The 24,465-nt window shown below is 68.3% G+C and carries 20 protein-coding genes; 6 read left to right on the top strand and 14 right to left on the bottom strand.

Translation table 11 applies throughout. From position 1 onward, the window contains the following. Positions 1-20 precede the first annotated feature (20 nt). From AC1RB9_RS05305 to tsiT, 5 genes are read left to right on the top strand one after another with little or no spacing between them, the layout of a single operon-like run. Positions 21-416 carry a PAAR domain-containing protein gene (locus AC1RB9_RS05305; protein WP_003104235.1) on the top strand — a complete coding sequence of 132 codons (396 nt, stop codon included), beginning with the start codon at positions 21-23 and terminating at the stop codon, positions 414-416. Next, entirely contained in the window at positions 413-940 is a 528-nt protein-coding gene (locus AC1RB9_RS05300) for a DUF4123 domain-containing protein (RefSeq protein ID WP_003104236.1), read from the top strand. The genes AC1RB9_RS05305 and AC1RB9_RS05300 overlap by 4 nt, the downstream gene beginning before the upstream one ends. Next, positions 933-1,316: a hypothetical protein gene (locus AC1RB9_RS05295; RefSeq protein ID WP_003104238.1), complete on the top strand. Its 384-nt coding sequence runs from the start codon at positions 933-935 to the stop codon at positions 1,314-1,316. The genes AC1RB9_RS05300 and AC1RB9_RS05295 overlap by 8 nt, the downstream gene beginning before the upstream one ends. Then, positions 1,313-2,098, top strand: a complete 786-nt coding sequence (gene tseT / locus AC1RB9_RS05290) for a type VI secretion system effector protein TseT (RefSeq protein ID WP_003453885.1) — start codon at positions 1,313-1,315, stop codon at positions 2,096-2,098. The genes AC1RB9_RS05295 and tseT overlap by 4 nt, the downstream gene beginning before the upstream one ends. Further along, a complete protein-coding gene (tsiT, locus tag AC1RB9_RS05285; RefSeq protein ID WP_003453896.1) occupies positions 2,095-2,814 on the top strand; it encodes a type VI secretion system immunity protein TsiT in 720 nt (239 codons plus the stop codon). The genes tseT and tsiT overlap by 4 nt, the downstream gene beginning before the upstream one ends. Before the next feature lie 837 nt (positions 2,815-3,651). On the opposite strand, the gene AC1RB9_RS05280 is transcribed toward tsiT, so the two are convergent. From AC1RB9_RS05280 to AC1RB9_RS05230, 11 genes are all read right to left on the bottom strand, one after another. Then, a complete protein-coding gene (locus AC1RB9_RS05280) occupies positions 3,652-5,994 on the bottom strand; it encodes an endonuclease/exonuclease/phosphatase family protein (RefSeq protein WP_003453898.1) in 2,343 nt (780 codons plus the stop codon). Positions 5,995-6,030: 36 nt separating this feature from the next. After that, complete coding sequence (locus AC1RB9_RS05275) at positions 6,031-7,593, bottom strand: alkaline phosphatase D family protein (RefSeq protein ID WP_003104245.1); 1,563 nt, start codon at positions 7,591-7,593, stop codon at positions 6,031-6,033. A 269-nt stretch (positions 7,594-7,862) separates the two neighbouring features. Next, on the bottom strand, positions 7,863-8,360 hold the full coding sequence (gene ubiT / locus AC1RB9_RS05270; protein WP_003453900.1) for a ubiquinone anaerobic biosynthesis accessory factor UbiT: 498 nt from the start codon (positions 8,358-8,360) through the stop codon (positions 7,863-7,865). After that, positions 8,354-9,244: a U32 family peptidase gene (locus tag AC1RB9_RS05265; RefSeq protein WP_003137748.1), complete on the bottom strand. Its 891-nt coding sequence runs from the start codon at positions 9,242-9,244 to the stop codon at positions 8,354-8,356. Before AC1RB9_RS05265 ends, ubiT begins: the two co-directional genes overlap by 7 nt. Before the next feature lie 11 nt (positions 9,245-9,255). Next, positions 9,256-10,251 (bottom strand): ubiquinone anaerobic biosynthesis protein UbiU, encoded by a 996-nt coding sequence (gene ubiU / locus AC1RB9_RS05260; RefSeq protein ID WP_003093020.1) that lies wholly within the window; start codon positions 10,249-10,251, stop codon positions 9,256-9,258. Between the two features lie 114 nt (positions 10,252-10,365). Continuing rightward, the gene (locus tag AC1RB9_RS05255; protein WP_003114306.1) at positions 10,366-11,589 is read right to left on the bottom strand and encodes a molybdopterin molybdotransferase MoeA; all 1,224 of its coding nucleotides are present in this window, start codon (positions 11,587-11,589) and stop codon (positions 10,366-10,368) included. Beyond that, complete coding sequence (gene moaB / locus AC1RB9_RS05250; RefSeq protein WP_003137743.1) at positions 11,586-12,143, bottom strand: molybdenum cofactor biosynthesis protein B; 558 nt, start codon at positions 12,141-12,143, stop codon at positions 11,586-11,588. The genes AC1RB9_RS05255 and moaB overlap by 4 nt, the downstream gene beginning before the upstream one ends. A 101-nt stretch (positions 12,144-12,244) precedes the next feature. Continuing rightward, the gene (moaE, locus tag AC1RB9_RS05245; RefSeq protein ID WP_003093025.1) at positions 12,245-12,697 is read right to left on the bottom strand and encodes a molybdopterin synthase catalytic subunit MoaE; all 453 of its coding nucleotides are present in this window, start codon (positions 12,695-12,697) and stop codon (positions 12,245-12,247) included. Positions 12,698-12,701: 4 nt separating this feature from the next. Further along, positions 12,702-12,953: a molybdopterin converting factor subunit 1 gene (gene moaD, locus AC1RB9_RS05240; RefSeq protein WP_003093027.1), complete on the bottom strand. Its 252-nt coding sequence runs from the start codon at positions 12,951-12,953 to the stop codon at positions 12,702-12,704. Further along, the gene (gene moaC, locus AC1RB9_RS05235; protein ID WP_003093030.1) at positions 12,950-13,432 is read right to left on the bottom strand and encodes a cyclic pyranopterin monophosphate synthase MoaC; all 483 of its coding nucleotides are present in this window, start codon (positions 13,430-13,432) and stop codon (positions 12,950-12,952) included. Before moaC ends, moaD begins: the two co-directional genes overlap by 4 nt. A 248-nt stretch (positions 13,433-13,680) precedes the next feature. Beyond that, the gene (locus AC1RB9_RS05230) at positions 13,681-15,072 is read right to left on the bottom strand and encodes a PhoH family protein (RefSeq protein WP_003093038.1); all 1,392 of its coding nucleotides are present in this window, start codon (positions 15,070-15,072) and stop codon (positions 13,681-13,683) included. 503 nt (positions 15,073-15,575) lie between these two features. Between AC1RB9_RS05230 and copA1 the strand changes: the two genes are divergently transcribed. Further along, a complete protein-coding gene (gene copA1 / locus AC1RB9_RS05225; RefSeq protein WP_003453901.1) occupies positions 15,576-17,954 on the top strand; it encodes a copper-translocating P-type ATPase CopA1 in 2,379 nt (792 codons plus the stop codon). Between the two features lie 31 nt (positions 17,955-17,985). On the opposite strand, the gene AC1RB9_RS05220 is transcribed toward copA1, so the two are convergent. From AC1RB9_RS05220 to AC1RB9_RS05210, 3 genes are all read right to left on the bottom strand, one after another. Continuing rightward, the gene (locus AC1RB9_RS05220) at positions 17,986-20,706 is read right to left on the bottom strand and encodes a winged helix-turn-helix domain-containing protein (RefSeq protein WP_003124089.1); all 2,721 of its coding nucleotides are present in this window, start codon (positions 20,704-20,706) and stop codon (positions 17,986-17,988) included. A gap of 332 nt (positions 20,707-21,038) precedes the next feature. Continuing rightward, positions 21,039-22,406, bottom strand: a complete 1,368-nt coding sequence (locus AC1RB9_RS05215) for a DUF1329 domain-containing protein (RefSeq protein WP_003103009.1) — start codon at positions 22,404-22,406, stop codon at positions 21,039-21,041. 60 nt (positions 22,407-22,466) lie between these two features. Continuing rightward, entirely contained in the window at positions 22,467-24,392 is a 1,926-nt protein-coding gene (locus AC1RB9_RS05210; protein ID WP_003093045.1) for a DUF1302 domain-containing protein, read from the bottom strand. Positions 24,393-24,465 lie beyond the last annotated feature (73 nt).

The following is a 24,465-nucleotide window of genomic DNA, read 5'->3' as shown; positions in this document are numbered from 1 at the left end:
TATCTCATAGGGACTTGAGCATGAGCGGCAAACCCGCTGCGCGCCTGGGCGATCCGACCGCGTGTCCGCTGCCGGGCCACGGCAGCAACCCGATCGTCGGCGGCTCGCCCGACGTCTTCTTCGACCATCTGTCCGCTGCCCGCCAGGGCGACGCCACCGCCTGCGGCGCCACCCTCAGCGCCAACGTCATCGCCAACGTACTGATCAACGGCAAGCCCGCCACCGTGGTAGGTAGCGTCGGCACCCACGGCAACCTGGTGGTCGGCGGGGCGGGCACGGTGCTGATCGGCAACAGCGGCGGCGGCGCACCCGCTCTCGCCCTCGCCCCACCGAAGCTGTGCCTGCAATGCCTGCTGCTGGCGGCACGCCGCAACCAGGCCCTGGTGCCCCTGGAAAGCCTCGGCGGCGCACCGTGAGCCGGCTCCAGCCGGCGCTCGCGGCGCCTACGCCGGACAGCCGCCTGTTCGCCCTGGCGGACGGCGCCCGCTACCTGACCCTGGACACCCGCCTGGAAAAGGCCGCGGGGGAAATCCGCTCGCGCTGGCTGCTGGCCGGGAGCGAGCTGGACGAAATCGCCCATGCCGGGCCGGTCCTGATCGAATTCATGGACAGCGCCCCGCTTTCGTCATCGGGCGAGTTCCTCGGCTGGCTGCGCGACTGGGACCGCCGCTCGCCCATGGCCTCCTGGCTGTGGAGCCGGGCGTCCTTCGAAAACCTCGCGAAACACTTCGCCGGGCTGCTCTTCACCCGCATGCCCGACGGCCGCCGGGCGCTGTTGCGCTACTACAGCCCGGAAGTGCGCCGGGCGCTGGAACAGGTCATGACCGCGCGGCAATGGACGCAAGTGATGGCGCCGCTGGAGCGTTGGCAGGTCTGGCAGCCCCTGCAGGGCGGCTACCTCGTCTATGACCGGGAAACGGAGCGGACCGCCGATGCTTGAACTGGATGCCGGCCAACTGGATCGCCTGCAGCGGGTCCGCGACGACGAAGTCATCGAGCGGGTCCTGCTGGAGGTACGCCGGGAGGCTCCCGCCTGGCTCGAACGACGCGGCCTGCTGCCCGCCATCCGGCAACTCGGCGAGCTGCGCGCGACGGCGCTGGAACTGGGTATCGAAGAGCCCGGGACGATCGAACGCTTTCTTCTGCACGGCCTGGCCTTCCCCGCTTTCCAGGACACGCCGGCGTTTCTCGCACACATGCGCCGGCCGCTGGCGGACAGCCCGGAACAACGCTTCCAGGACTACGAACGGATCGTCGAGTTTCGCCTGGCCAGCCAGAAATGGCGCGCGTACGAAACCTCGGGGAGACCGGCATGAGCGGCATAGGCGCGCTTTTCCGACCGCTGCCCCGCATGGGTCCGCGGCTGCCCTTCGAACTACCCGCGCCGCCCCGGCCGCACTTGCCGATGCCGGCGCCGCGCCCGCTGCCGCGACCGGCCCCCGGCGCGCTGCCCAGGCCGGTACCGCGTCCGATGCCGGTTCCGCAGACCCTGCCCAGGACCGAGACCGGCACGCTGAGCCGCGACCGGACCCGGGAAGCCGAGCGCGATTGCAGCAAGAGCCAGGGCCGCGACAAGGACTGCGTGGAGTGCCCGCCGTCCCGGGGCGAAATGGCCATCGCCAATAACGGCAAGGGCCACAGCATGTCGGACCTGTCCGCGCGCTACCAGCAGTGGGTGACCAATTTCCCGTTTCCCCACGAATGGTTCTGGAGCGGCACCTGGTGGGACGGCTTCGACGAGCCGCGCTGCACCCTGCTGGAGGCGAAGGCCAACTACGCCTTCCTGTTCGTCCCGCTGCTCGGCGTGCCCAGGCCCTGGGCACGGGCCAAGGTGAGGTCGGACCTGCTGCAGAAGGCCGAGGTCCACAGCGACAAGGCCCGACCGACCCCGCCGGTGTTCGTCGAATGGCACTTCCTGCAGCGGATCGTCTACGAGTACTGCGCCGCGGAGTACCTGCGCATGGGACTGGCCAACCTGAAGGCATTCTGGAATCCGATGCCGGGAACGGACGAGCACGACGACTACCAGGAAACCCGCGCGAAGGAACAGGAAGAGATGAAAAGGTTTTGCGAAGAGAACCCGGGGTATTGCGCATGACGGACGCCAAGGCTTTCAGGCGCTACATATTCGAGCTGTACTTCGATCCGGCACGGCTCCTCGAACTGGACGACGACCAGCACCTGCAACGGATAGAACGCTTCCTCGATGCCCTCGCGCCCCTCCATCCGGTGCTGGAGAACTGGTACCTGTGCGGCGACTCCCTGCGCGATGCCCTCAGCCACAACGTCACCGAGCACCGCCAGGATCTCGCCAAGGCCCTGTCGCGTGACCGACGCACCCGGGCGGTGGAACTGGTGCTATGGAACGGCGAGGAGGATCCGCTCAAGGGCGGGTTGTCGCTGGACTACGAGGCCAGCGGCAGGGCCGTCTCGTCCAGGCTCCAGTTGGAAGATGCCGGCAGCCTGCTGCAGGTGTTCGACGCACCGGCGTCCTCCTTCGTCGCGATCTTCCTCGCGGCGCTGGAAATCTGGCCCGAAACGACCTGGGGCATGCTCGCTCCGCATGCGTACTTCATACACCAGCGGACCTTCCCGGACCGCCGCAGCATCGGCTGGATCGGCTTCTGCCCGCATCCGCTAAGGGCCACGGACTTCCCGGCGGCTACGGAGCTGGTCGACATTCCCGGCCGTGGCACCCTGCTGCTGAACGGCCGCGAACCGATGGACGAAACCCGTCGCGAACATTTCGAGTGCGTCGGCGAAGCGGACATCAAGCTGATGGAACTGGGCTACCTGCCGCCGCTGCGCGGCTGACGACGTACGAACCTGGTGGGGCCTCCGTTCCGTGGGGCGAATACGCCACCGGCGTTATCCCCGACCTCCCGCCGCAACGGCGGATAACCGCAGGCGGTTATTCGCCCTACCAGGCCCACGTGCCACGCAGCAAGGCCACCCTGGAGTGACCTCCGTTCCGTGGGACGAATACGCCACCGGCGTTATCCGCCGATATCCCGCCGCAACGGCGGATAGCCGCAAGCGGTTATTCGCCCCACCAGGCCCACGTGCCACACTGGAAGGCCACCCTGGAGGGGGCTCCGTTCCGTAGGGCGAATAACGCCACCGGCGTTATCCGCCGGCATCCCGCCGCAACGGCGGATAACCGCAAGCGGTTATTCGCCCTACCAGGCCCACGTGCCATGCAGAAGGCCACCCTGGAGGGGGCTCCGTTCCGTGGGGCGAATAACGCCACCGGCGTTATCCGCCGAGATCCCGCCACGACGGCGGATAACCGCAAGCGGTTATTCGCCCTACCAGGTCCACGTGCCACGCAGAAGGCCACCCTGGAGGGGGCTCCGTTCCGTAGGGCGAATAACGCCACCGGCGTTATCCGCCGATATCCCGCCGCAACGGCGGATAGCCGCAAGCGGTTATTCGCCCCACCAGGCCCACGTGCCACACTGGAAGGCCACCCTGGAGGGGGCTCCGTTCCGTAGGGCGAATAACGCCACCGGCGTTATCCGCCGGCATCCCGCCGCAACGGCGGATAACCGCAAGCGGTTATTCGCCCTACAGGCCCACGTGCCATGCAGAAAGGCCACCCGAGGGTGGCCTTTCTGCATGGCGACCAACGCCACGGGCGCTATCCGCTGCCTACCTGCGGTGCTTCTTCATCGCCACCCGGCGCAGGTCGATACCGATCACCACCGGGTCGTGGTCGGAGGCCCGGTACGGCTCGGCGTTGTACAGGCTGTCCTGCTGCCGAGGGGTCTTGAACTCGACGTTGTAGTCCAGCACCCGGGGCTCGTCGGCGTTGATGTGCCACTCCACCGCGCCACGTACCTGGCGCGCCAGGCTGGCGTTGGCGAGGGCGTGGTCAAGGTAGCCGGACTGCCCGGAGAACACGTAGGAATAGCCCTTTCCTGCGCCCGCCTGACGCGCCACCAGGTCGGTGTAGCCGGCGCTGCGGATGACGTTCACCGGGTCTTCCTTGGCATAGGAATTGAGGTCGCCGATGATCAGGCGATCAGGCTCCTTGGCGCCCGTCGGATCGCCCGCCAGCCAGTCCACCAGGGCCTGGGCGGCGCGCGCCCGGGTCAGGTTGCAGTTGCCCTGGCCGTCGCCGGTGTCCGGGTCGCCGTCGCAGGCCGAGCCCTTCGACTTCAGGTGGTTCACCGCGATGGTCAGGCGTTCGCCGCCATTGATCTCCTGGAAGGTCTGGGCCAGGGTCGGACGGTTGCGGGTGTCGTCGAACTCCGGGTTCACCGAACTGTCGAGCACCGCCGCGGATCGATAGGTGCGGACCTTGTCGCCGCGATAGATCAGCCCCACGGCAATTTCGTCGCTGCCCAGCTTCGCCCGGTTCGGGTTGACGAAGGCATAGCGCTGGCCCTGGGGCAGGCTGGCGTTGAGGCCGTTGACCAGGTCGGCGATGGCGCTGAACTCGCCGTAGCCGTCGTTCTCGATCTCCATCAGGCCGACAATGTCCGCCTTCGAGGCGAGGATCGCCGCGACGATCTTCGCTTTCTGCCGTTGGAACTCCTCGGCCGTGTTGGCTCCGCGCGAGGTGGGGAAACCGCCGCCCTTGCCATCGCCGTTGAAGTAGTTGAGCACGTTGAAGCTGGCCACCCGCAGGCGCCCTTCCACCGCCGGCTGGGCCGGACGCGGATTGGCCGCCTCGAAGGTCGGCGTCTGCAACGGCTGGATACGGTAGCTGCCGGCCGAGTAGTCGAGCACGCCGTCGATGGCGCTGGTACGGTCGCCGACGCGCAGGCTGTTGTAGGCGCTCAGTTCCGGTGCCGGGTAGCGGATCGGGTCGGGGTTCTGCCCGCTGCGGCCGTCGTCGAGGAGAATCCGGTCGAGGTCGTTGCGCGCCTGCATGGCCTTGGCCTGTTCGCCGGGAGCCACCACGTTGGTCGGAGTCATCTGGCGGCCGCCGGAGGACAGCAGGACCTCGCCGTAGCGGCCGAGGTTGTAGACCTCGTTGACGGTCAGCGTCTGGCGGAGCTGCACGCGCATGCCTTCGTAGCGCTCCAGCGCATCGGCGCTGGCCAGCGGCAGGCTGATGCCGGCCGGCGTCGGCAAGGCCACGCCGCTCGCCAGGACGCTGACCTGCAGCGGCCCGACCAGTTCGGTGAGGCCGTTGAACTCGCGGACCTGGCCGGTCACCCGGACGCGGTCGCCGAGCTTGACGTCGCTGCCGTTGCCGCCGTCGTAGACGAAGATGCCTTCGGAGGTCGCCGGGTCGCCGTCCACCGTGGCATCTTCCTGCTGCACGTAGAAGCCCTTCAGCTCGCTGGCGTTCTGGAAGTCGCCGACCACCACGCCCTCGATGGCGACCCGCTGGTTCACCAGCGGACTTTCGGCGCCGGCGCCCTGCACCTCGTGGATCGGTCGCAGGCCGGCCTCCTCGCCGCCGCCGGGCTCACCAGCGCCATGCTGGCCGAGGTTGGCGAAGGTGTCGCGCGGGTAGCCCAGCCATTGCGCCGCCGGGTCGAAGGCGTCGCTGGGATCGCTGTCGCCGTCGCGGATGTCGGCCTTGCGCACCAGGCTCCGGTCGAGGGTCTGCACATCGCCGCTGCCCCAGGTCGTGCCGGGGTTGAAGCCGACCTGGCCGAGGCTGTCGAGGATCTCGCCGCCGCGCCGGCGCAGCAGCACCGCATCGTTGCCATTGAACCAGCTGCCTTCCACCCGCTGGCTGGCCAGCGCCAGCAACGCCGGGTCGGCCACGCCGTTGGCGAGGACGAAGGTCTTGCCCGGCGCCAGGCTGCCGCTCAGGTCGATGCTGCGGCCCGCCGCGCTGGCGCCGTTGAAATAGAACTCGACGCGGTAGGCGGAGAGGTCGAGGACCTGGCTGCCGCTGTTGTAGAACTCCAGCGCCTTGTTGTTGCCGCTGCCTTCGACATACTCGGAGATGATCAGCTCGGCGGCGTTGGCCACCGGCAGGCCCAGCAGGGCCAGGCCGCCCAGCAGGGCGGCGTTACGCAAGGGGTGCATCGGGATACTCCTTTATCGGAATGGGGTCGCCGCGGCTCAGGCGCCGTCGGGCTGCAGTTCCTGGGAAAACACCGGCTCGCCGTCGAGGTCGCGCAGGGTGACGGTGAGCGCGCGGCTTTGCGCATCGATCTCCACCTCGCCGAAGAACTGGTAGCCGGCGAAGGGGGAACTGTTCTGGACCAGCGGGGCCTTCTGGAACATCACCTGCGGGCCGAACGTGCCATCCAGCGCGTTGGGTCCGAAACTACCGGCATTGAGAGGCCCGGCGACGAACTCCCAGAACGGCGCGAAGTCCTTGAACGCGGCACGCTCCGGGCTGTAGTGGTGGGCTGCGCAGTAATGCACGTCGGCGGTCAGCCAGACGGTGTTGCGCACCTCGGCGCGCTGGACGAAGCGCAGCAGGTCGGCGATCTCCAGCTCGCGGCCGAGGGCGGCGCCGTCGTTGCCGTTGGCGATGGCCTCCCAGCGGTCGCGACCCTGGGCGTCCTTGCCATCGGGCACGCAGAGGCCGATCGGCATGTCGGCGGCGATCACCTTCCACTGCGCACGCGAACCGCGCAACTCGCGCTTGAGCCATTGCAACTGCTCACGGCCGAGGAAATCGGTGGCGGCGCTGCGCCGCGCCTGCAGGTTGGCGCTGTTGCCGCCGCGGTAGCTGCGCATGTCGAGGACGAACACGTCGAGCAAAGGGCCGTAGGCGACCTTGCGGTAGATCCGCCCGTCGCGCCCCTGGCGCTGGAAGCGCAGCGGCGCGTATTCGAGGAACGCCTGGCGTGCACGGGCCGCCAGCACGTCGATGTCCTTCACCTGGTAGCGCTCGTCGAGCTGCTTGCTGGAGGACCAGTTGTTGGTGGTCTCGTGGTCGTCCCATTGCCAGATCTGCGGCACCTCGGCGTTGAAGCGGCGCAGGTTGTCGTCGAGCAGGTTGTAGCGGTAGTTGCCGCGGAACTCGTCGAGGGTCTCGGCGACCTTGCTCTTGGCCTCGGTCACCCGGTTGCGCCAGATGCGCCCGCTCTCGGTCTCGATGCGTTCGGGGATCGGCCCATCGGCATAGATGGTGTCGCCGCTGTGCAGGAAGAAATCCGGCTGGCGCCGGCGCATGGCTTCGTAGATACGCATGCCGCCGATATCCGGATTGATCCCGAAACCTTGCCCGCAGGTGTCGCCGCTCCAGACGAAACGGATATTGCGCGCCTCGCTCGGCGCACTGCGCAGGTGGCCGAACCAGGGCTTGCTCAGGCTGCCGTCGCGGGCATCCTCGAAGCGCACCCGGTAGAAGATCGACTGGTCGGCCGGCAGGCCACGCAGGTCGATGCGCGCGGTGTAGTCGAGGCGCTCGTCGGTGACCGGCGAGACCAGCCGACGCGGCTCGCTGAAGACGCTACGGGTGTCCCATTCGACGATCATCCGCGCCGGGCGGTCGGTGCGGCTCCAGACCAGCGCGCGGTCGCCCTGCACATCGCCGGATTGCACGCCATCGGTCAGCTTCGGCCGCGCCCTGGGCGAGGCGATCACCGCCGGCGCGCCCAGCGCCGGCAACAGCAGTCCAGCGCCCAGGCCTTGCACGACGCGACGGCGCTTGAGGTCCATCCCACTCATACCGGAGTTCTCCGCAGGCTTCACGAAGGTCCGGTTTACCGGGGCAAGTTGACAGGGGCGTTACGGGGACAGACAGGCTATCCGTTTGGTCAGGGGAAACGTCCATTCGCTCCGCGCCGCCCATGCGGCAACGAACCGGGCGTTGCCTCGCTGAAAAGAGCCTCAGTGAGTTTCAGGCTTCAGGGAATACACCCAATCGGAGGGGCGCGCCCAGCGACATTGGCGTCGCTATACGCCCCTTTCCACCGACCTCAGCCGCCCCGCGCCCCCTAGACCGGCCCCTGGAGCGCCTCGCCGCGCTCCTCCTGCACTGCCCGCCCGGCCCGTTCCACGGCGTTCCACAACCAGGGCGGCAGGTGCTCCGGGTCGAGGCTGTCGAGGAGGTTCTTGACCGCCAGGCCCAGCTCGGTGTCGCCCTCGATCACCAGGCGGCGGCGGAAGAACAGGGTATCCGGGTCCTCATGCCGGCTGGCCAGCAGCAGGAAGTCGCGCCAGTCGCCGCGGATGGTCACGCTGGCCCGTGGCCGTTCGACCAGGCGCAGGCCGCCGGGCACCCGGGTGACGCACCAGCCGACGCCGAGGTCCCTGACTTCCAGGCGCAGCCAGCGACCTTCCAGCAGGTCGAAGGCGCCCTCCTCCAGCGGCTGGGCGAACAGCCGGTTGGCGACCCGTTGCAGGACCAGGTGCTGGAGCCCGCGCGGAACCCTCGCCGCCAGCGGCAACAGGCGTCCGGCGACGCCGAGGAGCAGGCGTTGGCGGTTCAGCATAGCCCCGCCTCCTCTGCCCGCAGCATCCCCGGCCGGCCGTGCCAGTAGCCGTTGCAGCCTTCCACGGCGAGCGGCGGAGCGGCACCCTGGCGTACCCGGTCGAAGGCCGCGATCACCTCGGCCATGCCCTGCGCCCGAGGGCTCAGGCGTAGCAGGTCGGCGCCGCTATGTTCCAGCGAGCGGTAGTCGGCCAGCAGGTTGCTGACCTTGCCGGACATGGTCTGGATGCCGTTGAGGGTGAACAGCGCCTCGCCCTCCTGGCTGAGCAGCGGGATACCTTCGGGATACTGCTGGCAGCAGAACTGACAGTCGTCCTTGGGCCGGTTCTCCGCCCGAGCGGTGAAGCAGCGCGCCGAGTAGGCCAGCGGCAGGTGACCGTAGGCGAAGACCTCGGTCTGCAATTGCTCCAGGCCCAGCTGCGCAGCCTGGTCGAGCACCCCGCGCAGCAGCTTGCCGGAGACTTCCACCGGCGGAATCCAGCGGCGCATGCCCCAGGAATACAGTTCGGCCAGGGCATGACCGTTGTAGAGGTTCAGCGCCGGACCGCCGACAAAGGGCACGCCGCGCTGGCTGAGGTAATAGACGGCGGCCATGTCGTTGGCCTCGACCCGGAGTTCGCCGTTCTCGCATAGCCGGCGCAGGCTGGACAGCTCCGAAGCGGCCTCGATCAGCGCCAGCCCGGAGAGCACCAGCTCGGCACGGGTCGCCTGCGCCAGCTCGCGGGCCAGCGCCTGCCAGTCATTCAGGGACAGCGCCCGGCGCTTGGCGCAGACGGTCTCGCCGAGGTAGATGACGTCGAGCGGCTGGCTGGCCATCTCGGCGTAGAAATCGAATATCTGCCGCTTGTCCCAGTAGAACAGCAGCGGTCCCAGGCTCAGTTTCATCGCGGCGGTCCTCACTGCCAGGAACGGTGATAGGCGCCCAGGGTGGTCTGGTGCCCTTCGGAAAGTCCGGCCAGCGCGCGCTGCCATTGCGGCTGCACGCTATAGGCGCCCGGCGCGCTGGCGTAGCTGTCCAGCGCCTGGCGCCAGACCCGGGTGACCTGCTCGACGTAGGCCGGGCTGCGCTGGCGGCCTTCGATCTTCACCGCCGCCACGCCGATTTCCGCCAGTTGCGGGACCAGGTCCAGGGTGTTCAGGCTGGTCGGTTCCTCCAGCGCATGGAAGCGCTGGCCATTGACCAGGAAACGGCCCTTGCAGAGGGTCGGGTAGCCGGCCGCCTCGCCGGCGGCGTAGCGGTCGATGAGCACTTCGTTGAGGCGCGAGGTCAACCCCTCCGGTTCCTCGCTCCAGCGCACCGCCCTGGCCGGCGAACAGACGCCGCAGAGGTTCGGCGACTCGCCGGTGACGTAGGAGGACAGGTGGCAGCGGCCCTCGGCCATGATGCACAGGCTGCCGAAGGCGAACACCTCCACCGGCACCGGGCTACCGGCCGCCACCTGGCGTACCTGCGCCAGCGATAGCACGCGGGGCAGGACCGCGCGACGGATGCCGTAGCGTTCGTGATAGAGGGCCAGGGCCGCGGCATTGGTTGCCGAGCCCTGCACCGACAGATGCAGGTTGAGCCGCGGATGACGCTTCGCGGCATAGCCGAGCACCGCCACGTCGGCGGCGATCAACGCATCGACGCCGAGGTCGGCGGCCTGGTCCACCGCGCGCTGCCAGCGCTCCCAGCCCTGCGCGCTGGAATAGGTGTTGACCGCTACGTAGAGCTGCCGCCCGGCCTCGTGGACTCGCCGCAGGCCTTCCTGCAACTGGCGTTCGTCAAGGTTGAGGCCGGCGAAATGGCGGGCGTTGGTGTCGTCGCGGAAACCGACGTAGATGGCATCGGCGCCCTGTCGCAGGGCCGACTTCAAGGCGGGCAGGCTGCCCGCCGGACAGACCAGTTGCATGGGGTTGCTCCTCTGGCGAAAAACGCGCTCCGCGGCAGTGGGCAACCCCGGGGCACAGGCGCCACACTCTAGAAAGACGCTCCCGGTCGGCGCTTGACCGGGATCAAGAAGGCCTCAGGCCATCAGTGCGGAGAACGGCAGAAAGTCGATCGCATCACCCACGCCCAGGGTGGCGCCGCGCTCGATCACCGCCAGCCCGTCCGCCCAACTGGCGGCAAGCAGCATCGCCGAGCCCTGCTGCGGGTGGATTTCCACCCGCCCCCGTTCATCGAGCCGCGCCCGCAGGTACTGGCGACGCGCCCGCGGTTGCGGCCAGTCGAAGGCCGCCGGCAGCGCCAGCGGCCGCGGCACTACGTCGAACAGTCCCTGCTGGCGAAGCAGGAACGGACGCGCCACCAGCAATGCGGTGACCAGCGCCGCCGCAGGGTTGCCGGGCAGCCCCAGCCAGGGCTTGCCGGCCACGGAGCCGAAGGCGAACGGCTTGCCCGGCTGGATCGCCAGGCGCCACAGGTTGACCTCGCCAAGCTCGGCGATGGCGCGCTTGAGGTGGTCTTCCTCGCCTACCGAGACACCGCCGCTGGTGACCAGCGCGTCCCATTCGGAGGCCGCCAGGCTGAGCGCATCGCGGCTGGCCACCAGTTCGTCGGCGAGCACTTCCTCGTCGTGCACCTCGAAGCCGAGACCGCGCAGCAAGGCGCCGATGCAGTAACGGTTGGCGTTGTAGATCTGCCCGGCCAACAGTGTCTGGCCGGGCTCGCGCAATTCGTCGCCGCTGCTCAGCAGGCCGATGCGCAAGCGCCGACGCACCGAGACCGTGGCGACGCCGAGACTCGCCAGCAGGCCGAGTTCCTGCGGGCGCAAGCGCTGTCCGGCACGCAGCACCGGCGCGCCGCGACGCAACTCCTCGCCGCGCCGGCGCACATGCTGGCCGGCGCTCACCGGCGGCAACTGCACGCGCTCGCCGTCGACCACGCAGAGTTCCTGCGGCACCACGCAGTCGGCGCCGGTCGGCAGCGGCGCGCCGGTGAAGATCCGCGCCGCCTGGCCCAGCGGCAGGCTCATGCCGCGGGTGTCGCCGGCGGCGATCCGCGCGCCGACCGTCAGGCTGCCGCCGCTGCGCGGCAGGTCGGCGGAGCACAAGGCGTAGCCGTCCATCGCACTGTTGTCCCAATGCGGCAGGTCCATCGGCGCCAGCAGGTCCTCGCCGAGCACTCGTCCCAGCGCCCGCTCCAGGGCCAGGCTCTCGCAGGCTGGCGGGCGCGGCGCGCGCGCCAGCAGTTCGGCCAGCGCCTCGTCGAGCGGGCGCAGTTGGCCGCCATCGCAGGCGCAAGCGCTCACGAGCGGCACCCGCAGCCGGCCACCGGCGCCACGGCTGGCGGGGTCTTCAGGTGCGGGACGAAATTGCACGGGCGGGTGCGGCTGTCCAGTTGCGCCAGGAGAATCTCGTTCCAGGCGGTGCGACAGGCGCCCGGCGAGCCGGGCAGGCAGCACACCAGGGTACCGTTGCTGAGCCCGGCCAGCGCCCGCGACTGGATGGTGGAAGTGCCGATCTCGCGCTGCGAGACCTGGCGGAACAGTTCGCCGAAGCCCTCGACATCGCGCTCGAACAGCGGCCCGACCGCCTGCGGGGTGTTGTCCCGCGCGGTGAAGCCGGTGCCGCCGGTGATCAGGCCGACCTGTACCTCGGGGTCGGCGATCCAGGCCGAGACCACCGCGCGGATCTGGTAGATGTCATCGGACTTCAGGCTCCGCTGGTGCAGGCGATGACCGGCGGCCAGCAGCGCGTCGGCGAGGGTCTGGCCGGAAGTATCGGTTTCCAGGGTACGGGTGTCGCTGACGGTGAGGATGGCGATGTTCAGCGGCTGGAAGGTGGAGGTGGCCAGGTGGCTCATGGAAGGGAGTCCTAGGAACGGGCGATGCCTCAGCCTGAACCGCGGGCCCCCGGCTGGCTATTCCTCCGAAGAGGTAAGCCGGCGGCGCGAGGAGGTAGACGTCACTCCTCCCAGCGCTGCGCGGCGGCCTGGTCGCTGCAGCGGCCTTCGACCCAGCGCGGGCCTTCGGCGGTGTCTTCCTTCTTCCAGAACGGCGCGCGGGTCTTCAGGTAGTCCATGACGAAGTTGCAGGCGTCGAACGCCGCCTGCCGGTGGGCGCTGGCGCAACCGACGAAGACGATCGGCTCGCCCGGCTCCAGGCGGCCGATGCGGTGGAGGATCTCCAGGCGCAGCAGCGGCCAGCGCTGCCCGGCCTCGGCGGCGATCTTGCCGAGGGCCTTCTCGGTCATGCCCGGATAATGTTCGAGGAACATCCCGCCGACCTCGCGACCGTCGTTGAAGTCGCGCACGTAGCCGACGAAGCCGACCACCGCGCCGATGCCGACGTTCTGCGCATGCAGGGCGTTAAGCTCCTGCCCCGGATCGAAAGCGGCCTGCTGGACGCGGATGGCCATGGGTTCAACCTCCGGTGACGGTGGGGAAGAAGGCGACTTCGTCGCCGTCCTGCAACGGCTCGTCGAGGCCGCACAGTTCCTGATTGCGCGCACACATCAGGTTCTGCTCGCCGAGGGTACGCTCCCAGGCCCCGCCGCGCTCCACCAGGAGCTGGCGCAAGGCGCCGAGGGTCGCCAGCCCGGCGTCCCAGTTCAACTGCTCGCCGTCGATGCCTAGGGCTTCGCGGTAACGGGCGAAATACTGCACGCGGATCATGCCTGCCCTTCCTCCTCTTTGCGGTAGTGGCCGCTCTTGCCGCCGAGCTTCTCCAGCAACTGGACCTGCTCGATGACCATCCCGCGGTCCACCGCCTTGCACATGTCGTAGATGGTCAGGGCCGCGACGCTGGCGGCGGTGAGCGCCTCCATCTCCACGCCGGTCTGCCCGGCCAGCCGGCAACGCGCGCGGATGCGCACGGCGTCCGGCGCCTCGGCCTGCAGTTCGAGCTTGACGCTGGTGAGCAGCAGCGGATGGCACAGCGGGATCAGTTCGTGGGTGCGCTTGGCCGCCTGGATGCCGGCGATCCGCGCCACGGCGAAGACGTCGCCCTTGGGATGGCCGCCGTCCTGGATCAGTTGCAGGGTTTCCGGGCGCATGCGCACCACGGCCTCGGCCGTGGCTTCACGGGAGGTCACGGCCTTTTCCGTGACGTCGACCATGTTGGCGCGGCCCTGGGAATCGAGATGGGTCAGCACGTGGGTGCTCCTGGAAGAGGATACTGGCCAGTCATTGTAAGCCCTGGAGGGCATGACGCGATGCCTGGGGGAGGTTCGGAAGGGGGATGATTGTATACATAAAGAGGTAGGGCAGGCCGGCGCAAGGCGCCTCATCCCGATCGGGTAACGATGCGGGCCCGGTCCCCGGACCGGGCCTGGCAGGATGTATATCCCGCCCGGCTTTTTCAACCGGGCGGGATATCGGCCGGCGATTGCCGCCGGCTACTTCACATGTGCGCCTCGGCGTACTCCGCCAGCACCGAGCGCGGCACCCCTTGCAGGGTCACGTGCACGCCGTGGGGGAAGTCCTTGAAGCGTTCGGTGAGGTAGGTCAGGCCGGAGCTGGTGGCGGACAGGTAGGGCGTGTCGATCTGCGCCAGGTTGCCCAGGCAGATCACCTTCGAACCGCTGCCGGCGCGGGTGATGATGGTCTTCATCTGGTGCGGCGTGAGGTTCTGGCATTCGTCGATGAGGATCAGGCTCTGCTGGAAGCTGCGCCCGCGGATGTAGTTCAGCGACTTGAACTGCAACGGCACCTTGCTGAGGATGTAGTCGACGCTGCCATGGGTGCATTCGTCGTCCATGTGCAGCGCTTCGAGGTTGTCGGTGATGGCGCCGAGCCAGGGCTCCATCTTTTCCGCCTCGGTGCCGGGCAGGAAGCCGATGTCCTCGTCCAGGCCCTGCACGCTGCGGGTGGCGATGATGCGCCGGTAGCGCTTGCTGACCATGGTCTGCTCGATGGCCGCGGCGAGCGCCAGGATGGTCTTGCCGGAACCGGCGGCACCGGACAGGTTGACCAGGTGGATGTCCGGGTCGAGCAGCGCGTACAGCGCCAGCGACTGGTACACGTCGCGTGGCCGCAGGCCCCAGGCTTCCTGGTGCAGGAGCGGCTCCTGGTGCAGGTCGAGGATGGTCAGCTCGTCCTGCTGGATGCCCTTGATCCAGCCGACGAAGCCCTGTTCGTCGACGATGAACTCGTTGATGTGCACCGCCGGCAGGTTGTCGGTGAGCTGCACGCGATGCCAGGTACGGCCGTGGTCCTGGCGGGTCTCGACCTTGCTCACGCGGTCCCAGAAAGAGCCGGCGAGGGAATGGTAGCCGCGCGACAGCAGGGCCACGTCGTCGATCAACTGGTCGGTGTGGTAGTCCTCCGCGTCCACCCCGCAGGCGCGCGCCTTCAGGCGCATGTTGATGTCCTTGGTCACCAGCACCACGCGCACGCCGCTGTGGCGGCTCTTCAGCTCGACCAACTGGTTGATGATCTTGTTGTCGTTGAGGTGCTCCGGCAGCCAGGTGATGGGCTCGGCACGCTTGCTCATGAGGATCGACAGGCTGCCGCTGGGGCCGTTCTTGCCACGCTGGATCGGTACCCCTCCCTCTACCTGCTCGGGCGTGGCCTCGCCGAGTACCTGGTCGATCAGGCGGATGGCCTGGCGGCACTCGGCGGCGATGGTGTGCTTTCCGGTCTTCAGCTTGTCCAGCTCTTCGAGCACCGTCATCGGGATCGCGACGCGGTGTTCCTGGAAGTTCAACAGGGCATTCGGATCGTGGATCAGGACATTGGTATCGAGGACGTACAGGGTGGGCTGGGTGGGGCGGGAACGTCCGTGGTCATCCATACGCGATCACCTTCTGCTAAGGGCCTGGCGACGGAATGCCGGGTCGGCGCTCCGCCGGGGGGCGAGCCGCCTTCTCTCTTCCGGTGGGGAGAGCCTGACAGCAGAGGTGAGGGCCGGGGCCGCCACCTGTGCTGCAGGGTTCGGCGGTCTACGGTTCCACAAATACCGCAAAAAATATGACGGTAAAAAGTACTTTTCGTCATCAGCAGGTTTTTTTTCCGCAAGCGACGAAATACCTTGGCGCAGCCCTTCGCGAGGTCTAGTGTTATCGGTCCCACCCCTGTGAAAACCCTCCGCTTTTCCGTGCCGCAACGGTTTTCCAGCGCCATTCCCCCTCCCCCCTGCTCCTGCGACATAAAGCCGCCACTGCGCCCTGCGCCGCCTTCCTGTATGAATCCGGGGCTTGACCTTGACACGATGTCAAGGCTGAACCTGGCGACAGATCTCACCGGCGCCTCCCAGGGCGCCTGCGGTGCCACTTCTGTCCATTCCAAGGAGGACTCATGAACAGCGCCACGCTAACCGAGCTCGATCTGCCGGTCAGCGGCATGACTTGCGCGTCCTGCGCCGGCCGTGTCGAACGAGCCCTGAAGAAAGTGCCCGGGGTCGCGGCCGCCTCGGTCAACCTGGCCAGCGAGCAGGCCCGCGTACAGGCCCCGGCGGACAGCCTGCCGGCCCTGGTGGCGGCGGTCGAGCAGGCCGGCTACCAGGTTCCGGCGCGCAGCCTGGAACTGTCCATCGAGGGCATGACCTGCGCCAGTTGCGTCGGCCGGGTCGAGCGGGCGCTGAAGAAGGTGCCCGGCGTACGCGAGGTCAGCGTCAACCTGGCCAGCGAGCGCGCCCACCTCGAGCTGCTCGGCGCCGTGGACAGCCAGGCCTTGCTACAGGCGGTGGAACAGGCCGGCTACAAGGCCCGCCTGCTCGACGCGGGGCAACCACGCCAGGACGATGCCGAGCGCCGCCTGCGCCGCGAACGCTGGTGGGTGATCGCCGCGCTGTTGCTGGCGTTGCCGCTGGTGCTGCCGATGCTGGTGGAATGGGCCGGCCTGCACTGGATGCTGCCGCCGTGGGCGCAGTTCCTCCTGGCGACCCCGGTGCAGTTCGTCATCGGCGCGCGCTTCTATGTCTCCGCCTGGCGCGCGGTGAAGACCGGTGCCGGCAACATGGACCTGCTGGTCGCCCTCGGCACCAGCGCCGGCTACGGCCTCAGCGTCTACCTCTGGCTGACCGCCCCGCCCGGCCACATGCCGCACCTCTACTTCGAAGCCTCCACCGTGGTGATCGCCCTGATCCTCCTCGGCAAGTACCTGGAAAGCCGCGCCAAGCGCCAGACCGCCAGCGCCATCCGCGCCCTCGAGGCGTTGCGCCCGGAGCGCGCGGTGCGCCTGCGCGACGGTCGCGAGGAAGAGGTGGCGATCGCCGAGTTGCGCCTCGGCGACGAGGTGGTGGTGCGTCCCGGCGAACGCTTCCCGGTGGACGGCGAGGTGCTCGACGGCAGCAGCCACGCCGACGAGGCGCTGATCACCGGCGAGAGCCTGCCGGTGCCCAAGGCTCCCGGCGACAAGGTCACCGGCGGCGCGATCAACGGCGAAGGCCGCCTGCTCCTGCGCACCACTGCGCTCGGCGGGGAAACGGTGCTGGCGAAGATCATCCGCCTGGTGGAAGACGCCCAGGCCGCCAAGGCGCCGATCCAGAAGCTGGTGGACAAGGTCAGCCAGGTCTTCGTCCCGGTGGTGATCCTCATCGCGCTGGTCACCCTCGGCGCCTGGCTGGTCGACGGGGTCGGCCTGGAGCAGGCCCTGGTTAACGCCGTGGCGGTGCTGGTGATCGCCTGCCCCTGCGCCCTCGGCCTGGCCACCCCGACCGCGATCATGGCCGGCACCGGCGTGGCCGCGCGCCACGGCATCCTGATCAAGGACGCCGAGTCCCTGGAAGTCGCCCATGCGGTCACCAGCGTGGCCTTCGACAAGACCGGCACCCTGACCTCCGGGCGACCGCAGATCATCCACCTCGGCGGCGACGACCAGGAGCAACTGCTCAGGCTCGCCGGCGCCCTGCAACGCGGCAGCGAGCACCCGCTGGCCAAGGCCGTGCTCGAGCGCTGCGCCGAGCGCGACCTGGAGGTTCCGCCGGTGAACGCCAGCCAGGCCCTCAGCGGTCGCGGCATCCAGGGCGAGGTCGAGGGTCGCCGGCTGGCCCTGGGCAACCGCCGCCTGCTCGACGAGCAGGAACTCAAGCCCGGCGCGCTGGCGAGTGCCGCCGCGGACTGGGAGGCCGAGGGCCGCACCCTGTCCTGGCTGCTGGAACTGGCTCCGGAGAAACGCGTGCTCGGCCTGTTCGCCTTCGGCGACAGCCTCAAGGACGGCGCCGCCGAAGCGGTGGAGGCCCTGCGCGGACGGGATATCCACAGCCACCTGATCACCGGCGACAACCGCGGCAGCGCGGCGGTGGTGGCCAAGGCCCTGGGCATCGACGACGTACACGCGGAAGTGCTGCCGGCGGACAAGGCCGCCACGGTCGCCGAGCTGAAAGGCCGGGGCCGGGTGGTGGCGATGGTCGGCGACGGCATCAACGACGCCCCGGCGCTGGCCGCTGCCGACGTAGGCATCGCCATGGGTGGCGGCACCGACGTGGCCATGCACGCCGCCGGCATCACCCTGATGCGCGGCGACCCGCGCCTGGTGCCGGCGGCGCTGGACATCTCGCGGCGGACCTACGCGAAGATCCGCCAGAACCTGTTCTGGGCCTTCATCTACAACGTGATCGGCATCCCGCTGGCGGCCTTCGGCCTGCTCAACCCGATGGTGGCGGGCGCAGCGATGGCCTTCTCCAGCGTCAGCGTGGTCGGCAACGCCCTGCTCCTGCGACGCTGGAAGCCCTGAGCCAGCACGCCAGGCACATAGGGTGGCGCGCCTAGCGCAACAACCCCATGTGCTTGGCCCGCGCCACCGCCTGGGTGCGACGCTCGACGCCGAGCTTGTCGTTGATATGGCGGGCGTGGCTCTTCACCGTATGCAGCGAGATGAACAGCCGCTCGCTGATCTCCTGGTTGGATAACCCCTGGGCGATCAGCTCCAGCACCGCCAGTTCGCGCCCGCTGAGCACCTCGCCCGCACCGCCCGCGGGCTCGGCGGGCGGCTCCGGCAACAGCGCGCGCATGCGCTGGGCGCCGGGACAGGCAGGGAAGCGCTGCAACTGTTCGCGCAACCATTCCGGCTGCTGCACGAGCAATTCGTGGAGCGGCAGCAAGGCTCCCCCGACTGCGCCCTCCATGGCCTGTTGCAGGGTCGCCAGCGCCTCGCGCTCGCGGCCCTGCTCCAGGTGCAGCGCGGCCAGTTGGCCGAGGGCCAGGCGAGCCGGCAGCAATGCGCCGTTCTCCCGCGTCGAGCGGGCCAGCCGATCCAGACGCCGGGCGGCCTCCTCCGGGCGTCCTTCGCGGCGCTCCAGGCCGGCCTGGAGCAACTCCACATGCAGCGGCAGCAGCGGACTGCATTCCGGCGGCGTGGCCGCCTGCCCGCCGTAGGTGCCGCCCAGGCGCTGTAGCCAGACGCCGGCCAGTTCGGTCTGGCCCTGGGCCAGCCAGAGTTCGCACTTGATCAGGGTGATCGCCGCCAGGTAGTAGATCGGCGGGATATCCCAGGCATGCATCAGCCGCTCGACGTCGCCAAGCCGGGCGAACGCCGCCGCGTAGTTGCCCAGGCGCCCTTCCAGGCTGGCCAGGACGCAATAGCCGATCACCAGGCTGACATCCCGGCAACTGCGGGTTTCCTCGATTCCCTGCTTGATCCATTTGCGCGCTTCGTCCGGCTGCAGCGCCAGGCTGCGCAGGTAGCCGCGGTACAGCAGGAGCCGCCCGCGCACCGCGTAGCGGCGTTGCGCCGGCAGGTGCTGGAGGCGTTCCAGGCCCTGGCGCACCTCCTCCTCGGCGCGCGCCACCTCGCCGCGCGCCTGGAGGACGCGGGCGCGGTCGTAATGGACCAGCGCCTCGAACAGCGGGTTGCCGTAGCGCTGGGCGAACTCCAGGGCGTCGCGGTTGTAGTTGCGCGCCTGCCAGAAGTCGCCACGGGTCACCGCCAGGTTGCTCAGCGTCGACAGGCATTGCAGGCGAGTGCCGTAGCGCTCCCCGGCGAGGTCCTGCAAGGCCTCGCGGCAGTGCGCCTCGGCCTTGTCGATATCGCCGCGGCCGCGCGCGATCACCCCGCTCAGGGCCTGCCACTGGGCCAGCAGGTCGCGCTGCGCGGACTCGTCCGGCGCCGGCAGGAAACGCGCCAGTTGGCCGGCCAGTTCTTCCGCGGCATCCAGCTGGCAGGCCAGCGCCAGCGCCCAGCCGTACAGCAGGATCAGGCGCGGCGTGCTCGCCAGGAGGCTGTCCGGCAGGTCCATCTTCCAGCGCAGCAGGGTGGCGATGTTCTGCTCCGCCAGCAGTTGCTCTTCCGACAGGTTCTGCACCAGGCTCGCCGCCACGTCCGGCTGGCCGGCGCGCAGCGCCTGCTCCACCGCCTGGTCGAGCAGGCCATGGCGGCTGAACCAGCCGCAGGCGCGCAGGTGCAGGGAGCCGGCGGACGGACCGAAGTCGGGCAAGGGACGCGCCAGCAGCAGGTCGGAGAACAGGTGGTGGTAGCGGAACCACTGGCCGTTTTCGTCCAGCGGCACGAGGAAGACCTGGTGCTGCTGCAGGTGGTCGAGGATCGCCGCGCTGTCGCCGGCCTCGCGCACGGTATCGCAGAGCTCGGCGCAGAAGCGCTCGAAGCGCGCGGTCTGGGCGAGGAACGCCTGGACCTCGGGCGGCTGCCGCTCGATCACCTCCTCCAGCAGGTAGTCGCGGATCAGTTCGTCGGCGCCGTGTACCCCGGGGCTGACCTGCTCCTCTGGATCGCCGCGCGCCAGCAGCCAGAGGCGTAGCCCGGCGACCCAGCCTTCGCTGCGCTCGAGCAGCGCGTCCAGCGCGTCCTCGTCGAGTTCGAGGCCGCTGGCGGCCATCAGCGCCCCGCTCTCCTCGGCGGTCAGGCGCAGGTCCTGTTCGCTGAGTTCGAGCAATTGCCGCGACAGGCGCAGGCGCGCCAGGTGCCAGTCCGGCCGCTGCCGGCTGGTGACCAGCAGCACCAGGCCCTCGGGCAGGTGATTGAGGAGGAATTGCAGGCAACGGTCGAGCACCGCGCCCTGGGCCAGGTGGTAATCGTCCAGCACCAGTAGCAGGGGACGCTGCGGGTCCAGGCAGGGGGCGAGTTCGTCGAGCAGGTCGTCGAGCCAGGTCTCGAAGGCGAACGGCTGGTGACGCTGGCGCATCTTCAGCAGGCCGAGGGCCTCTTCGCCCAGGGTCGGGTGGTACTGTCGCAAGCCATCGAGCAGGCGTTCGAGGAAACGTCCGGGATCGCTCTCGCGGCTGCTCAGTCCCAGCCAGAGGCTCTGCCAGCGCGGATCGAGGCTTTCGCAGAACTCGATGGCCAGGGAACTCTTGCCGAATCCGGCGGGCGCGGCGATCAGCAGCAGGCGACCGTCCAGTCCGTCGCGCAGTCGACGGCAAAGACGCGGGCGCGCCACATGGGCCGACGGCAGCGGGGGGCGGAAAAAGCGGTTGGCCGTCGGCAGGACGGCGGATGGAGTGCCCGAGAAGGTGCGCGAGAAGTCAGTCATCACCCGGTTTCTTGGTTTATGTATGGGGCGTGAACGCTCCGGAGACTAACCACAAGTGATGGCTATTTGAAGCACTATCCATCGGCTCGGACGAAATAGCGCACCGGCGCTTCAGCTCGATAACCAAGGAAAGACCGGTTTCCCGGCGCGGTCCAGGCGCAGCAAACGTTTCCCGGCCACACAGGTGCCCGCCGGGAGGATGGCGACGACGGAATCCGCGGGCGAGGCGGGAAAACACTTTGTAATGAATTGACGGCCGGAGCGGCACGCCGCCCGCGAAAACGAAGAAACCGGCACAAGGCCGGTTTCTTCGTGGCTAGGAACGCCGTTTCTCAGCGTACCCCTTCCTGGCGCAGCGCCGCCGGGGTGTAGTCGCTTTCCGAAGCGCTGTAGTTGAAGTCGTAGGCCTGTTTCTCCTCGTTCTTCATGCCCAGCGCCAGGTAGCGGCCGGAGAGCAGGTCGTAGAGGGTTTCCACCGCGTACCAGGGCACCTGCTTGTCGTAGTACTGCTCGGCATGCGCCTCGGCCACGCGCCACAGGGTGCCGCGACCGTCGTAATGGTCGATCTCGGCGGCCTGCCAGGTGTCCTCGTCGATGTAGAAGTCACGCTTGGCGTAGATGTGCCGCTCGCCCGGCTTCAGGGTCGCGACCACATGCCAGACGCGGTGCAGCTCGTAGCGGGTCAGGTCCTGGTTGATGTGGCCGGCCTTGACGATTTCGCTGTACTTGATCTTCGGATCGTCGAGCTTGTAGCTGTTGTAGGGAATGTAGATTTCCTTCTTGCCTTCCAGCTTCCAGTCGTAGCGGTCCGGCGCACCGTTGTACATGTCGAAGTTGTCCGAGGTGCGCAGGCCGTCGGCGGCGGTGCCAGGACCGTCGTAGGACACCTGCGGAGCCCGCCGCACGCGGCGCTGGCCGGCGTTGTAGAGCCACGCCAGGCGCGGCTCCTTGACCTGGTTGAGGGTCTCGTGGACCAGCAGCACGTTACCGGCCAGGCGCGAGGGCGCGGTGACCCGCTGCTTGAAGTAGAACAGCACGTTGCTCGGCTTGTTCGGGTTGTAGTCCTTCAGGTTGGTACGGAAGGTGAAGGCATCCTGGAAGTAGACCAGCTGGTAGGAGCCGTTGACCTGCGGAGTGGCCTGGGTCACCAGGCGCCGGACGCTGCCGCCGCGATAGCGGGTGATGTGGTTCCAGATCACCTCCAGGCCGTTCTGCGGGATCGGGAACGGGTTGGCGGTATCGAAGTTCTCCAGGCCGTTGCCGCCTTCCACCAGCTTGGTGGTGGTGGCGTTGCGCTTGGCCGCCTCCTGCACCGCCGCCGGGACGGTGGCGCTGCGGTGGGTCTTGTATACCGGGATCTTGTAGGTATCCGGGTAGCGCTTGAACATGGCCAGTTGGCCGGGAGTCAGCTTGTCCTTGTACTGGTCGACGTTCTGCGCGGTGATGGTGAACAGCGGTTGCTCGCTGGCATAGGGGTTGGCGAGGAAGCCACGGCTGTCGACGCTGCCGGCGTTGGTCGCCAGGCCGCCGTCCCAGGCGGGGATGCTGCCGTCGGCGTTGCCGGCCTTCTCCGCCCCCAACGGAGTCAGGCTGGTGCCGAGCTTGGCCGCTTCGTCGGCGGATACCGCCGCCATCACCTGGGTGGCCAGCAGGCTCAGGGCCAGTACACCGGTATGCAGAAGAATCTTCGTTGTTTTCATTCGCTCGTCGTCCTCGTTAAGTCCTGCTCGCCGGCCCGGTTCGCACCGGGCCGGCGTACATCAGAAGTTCATGCCGAAGCTGAGCGCGACGAAGTCGCGATCGTCCACGGTGGTGTACTTGCCGTCGAAGAAGTTGGTGTAGGAGAGGCTCGCGGTGTAGGTGTTCTGGTACTCCGCGTCCACCCCCAGGCTGACCGCCTTGCGGCCTTCCTCGAAGTTGGCGCCGGGACCGGGCGAATAGCCATCGACGTCGTGCGACCAGGCCACGCTGGGCTTGAGGTTCACGCCCATGAACACGTCGTTGTAGTCCCAGATCGCACGGGCGCGATAACCCCAGGCGTCCGAGGTGGTATAGCCATCGTTCTCGCAGTAGCGGCTGACGTTGTTCGCTTCGGCGGTGCCCAGCGTGCTGACGTTCAGCGCCTGGCAGCTGGCCAGGCCGGAGATGGTCCCCGGCAGCGGCCCCGGTCCGAAGACCGGGTCACGCCCGTAGCGTGCCTTGGAGGTGCTTTCCAGGCCGCCGACGTGGGTCCAGCCGATCTCGCCCACCAGGGTCAGCCGCTCGGCGCCCATCACCTGGTCGAAGAAGTGCGTCAGGGTGGTCTGCAGTTGGGTGATCTCCTTGCGCCGATAGCCGTGCAGGTCCTGCCCGGCCTGGCCGTTCAGCACCGAGGCGTTGTCGTAGGGGCGGTTGCCCCCGATGCTCACCGGGTCGAGGCCGGCGAAGAGGATGTCGGTGGTGTTCAACTGCACCGGCGCGTTGGGCCGGTAGCTGACTTCGCCGCTCCACGCGGTGCCGTTGGGCAACGTGGTGGAGAAGCTCAGGCCGAACATGCGGATATCTTCCGGGTACTCGATGAAGTAGCTGGAGTTGCCGGCGGTGGCCGCCGCCGCAGCCTGGGCGGCCAGTGCCGGGTTGATCGCGGCGAGGCGGGTGGCGAGGTCGTTGATCGCCGCCATGGTGCTGGCCGAGGCGCCCTGGCCGCTGAAGATCGGCAGGCGGCTGTGGTAGTTCATGTAGTAGGCGCCGAACTCGGTGTTCAGTTCGTCGGCGAAGTAGCGCAGGGCGAAGCCGTACTGGCCGCTGTCGCGAGCGTCGCGGTCCGGCCCGCGGCGGACCAGGATGCCCTCGTCCCAGGGCGACGGGGTAACGCTCAGGCCAGCCCCGGCGAGCACGTTGTTGAGCAGGTTGATGGACGCCTTGTTGTTGGTCAGCACCGCCAGGTTCTGGTCGCAGCCATCGGCCACCACGTCCGGCTGGGAGAAGAAGGTGCCACAGTTGTCGACCACCGTCTGGTCCCACTCGATCTGGTAGAAGCCTTCGGCGGACAGGTTGTCGGTGAGGTTCTGCGACAGGTAGAACATGTTCACCGGGATCAGGCCTTCCTTGATCTCCGAGCCGGGCCGGCGGAAGGCGGTGACGTCGATCGGGTTGATGGCGCTGATGCCGTTCTGGATGAAGGTGCTCTCGCCCCAGTTCACCACCTGCTTGCCCAGGCGCACGCTGCCCGGCAGGTCGCCGATGGCATAGTTGTGGTAGATGAAGGCGTCGAGCAGTTCGGCGCCGGAGGACTTGGCCAGGGTCTTGCGGCCGCTGTCGTCGATGTCCTTGAACTCGCGGTGCTCGTCCTTCAGCTCGAAGTCGTACCAGTACTTGCCGCGCAGGAACACACCAGTATCGCCGTACTTCAGTTCGAGGTCATGGATGCCCTTGAAGACCTTCGAGAACGTTTCCCCACGCTTGAAGTTCAAGTGGCTGTCGTCGGAGGTCTGGGAAAGTCCCTTGCCGCCGTTGTTCACACCGATCAGGTTCTTGTTCGGCTTGGCGGTCGACCAACTGGCCCCGACCGACAACGCCGAATCGAAGGAACCTTCGATTTCCCCGATGTTGAAGGTCACCCCAAAGGCCGGAGCCGCCAGCGAGGAAGCCAGGCTGACGGCCAACGGCAACCGGGCCCGACGCGAGAACGGATTACGGGTTGTCATCGACGCTACTCCATGTGTGTTTTTTGTTATGAGTGCGTGGACTATAGCTAGCGCTGCCTGCCGCTTGATCCCT

The sequence above is a fragment of the Pseudomonas sp. 20-5 genome (genome assembly GCF_056782835.1).
This window is presented reverse-complemented; position numbering and strand designations above follow the sequence as displayed.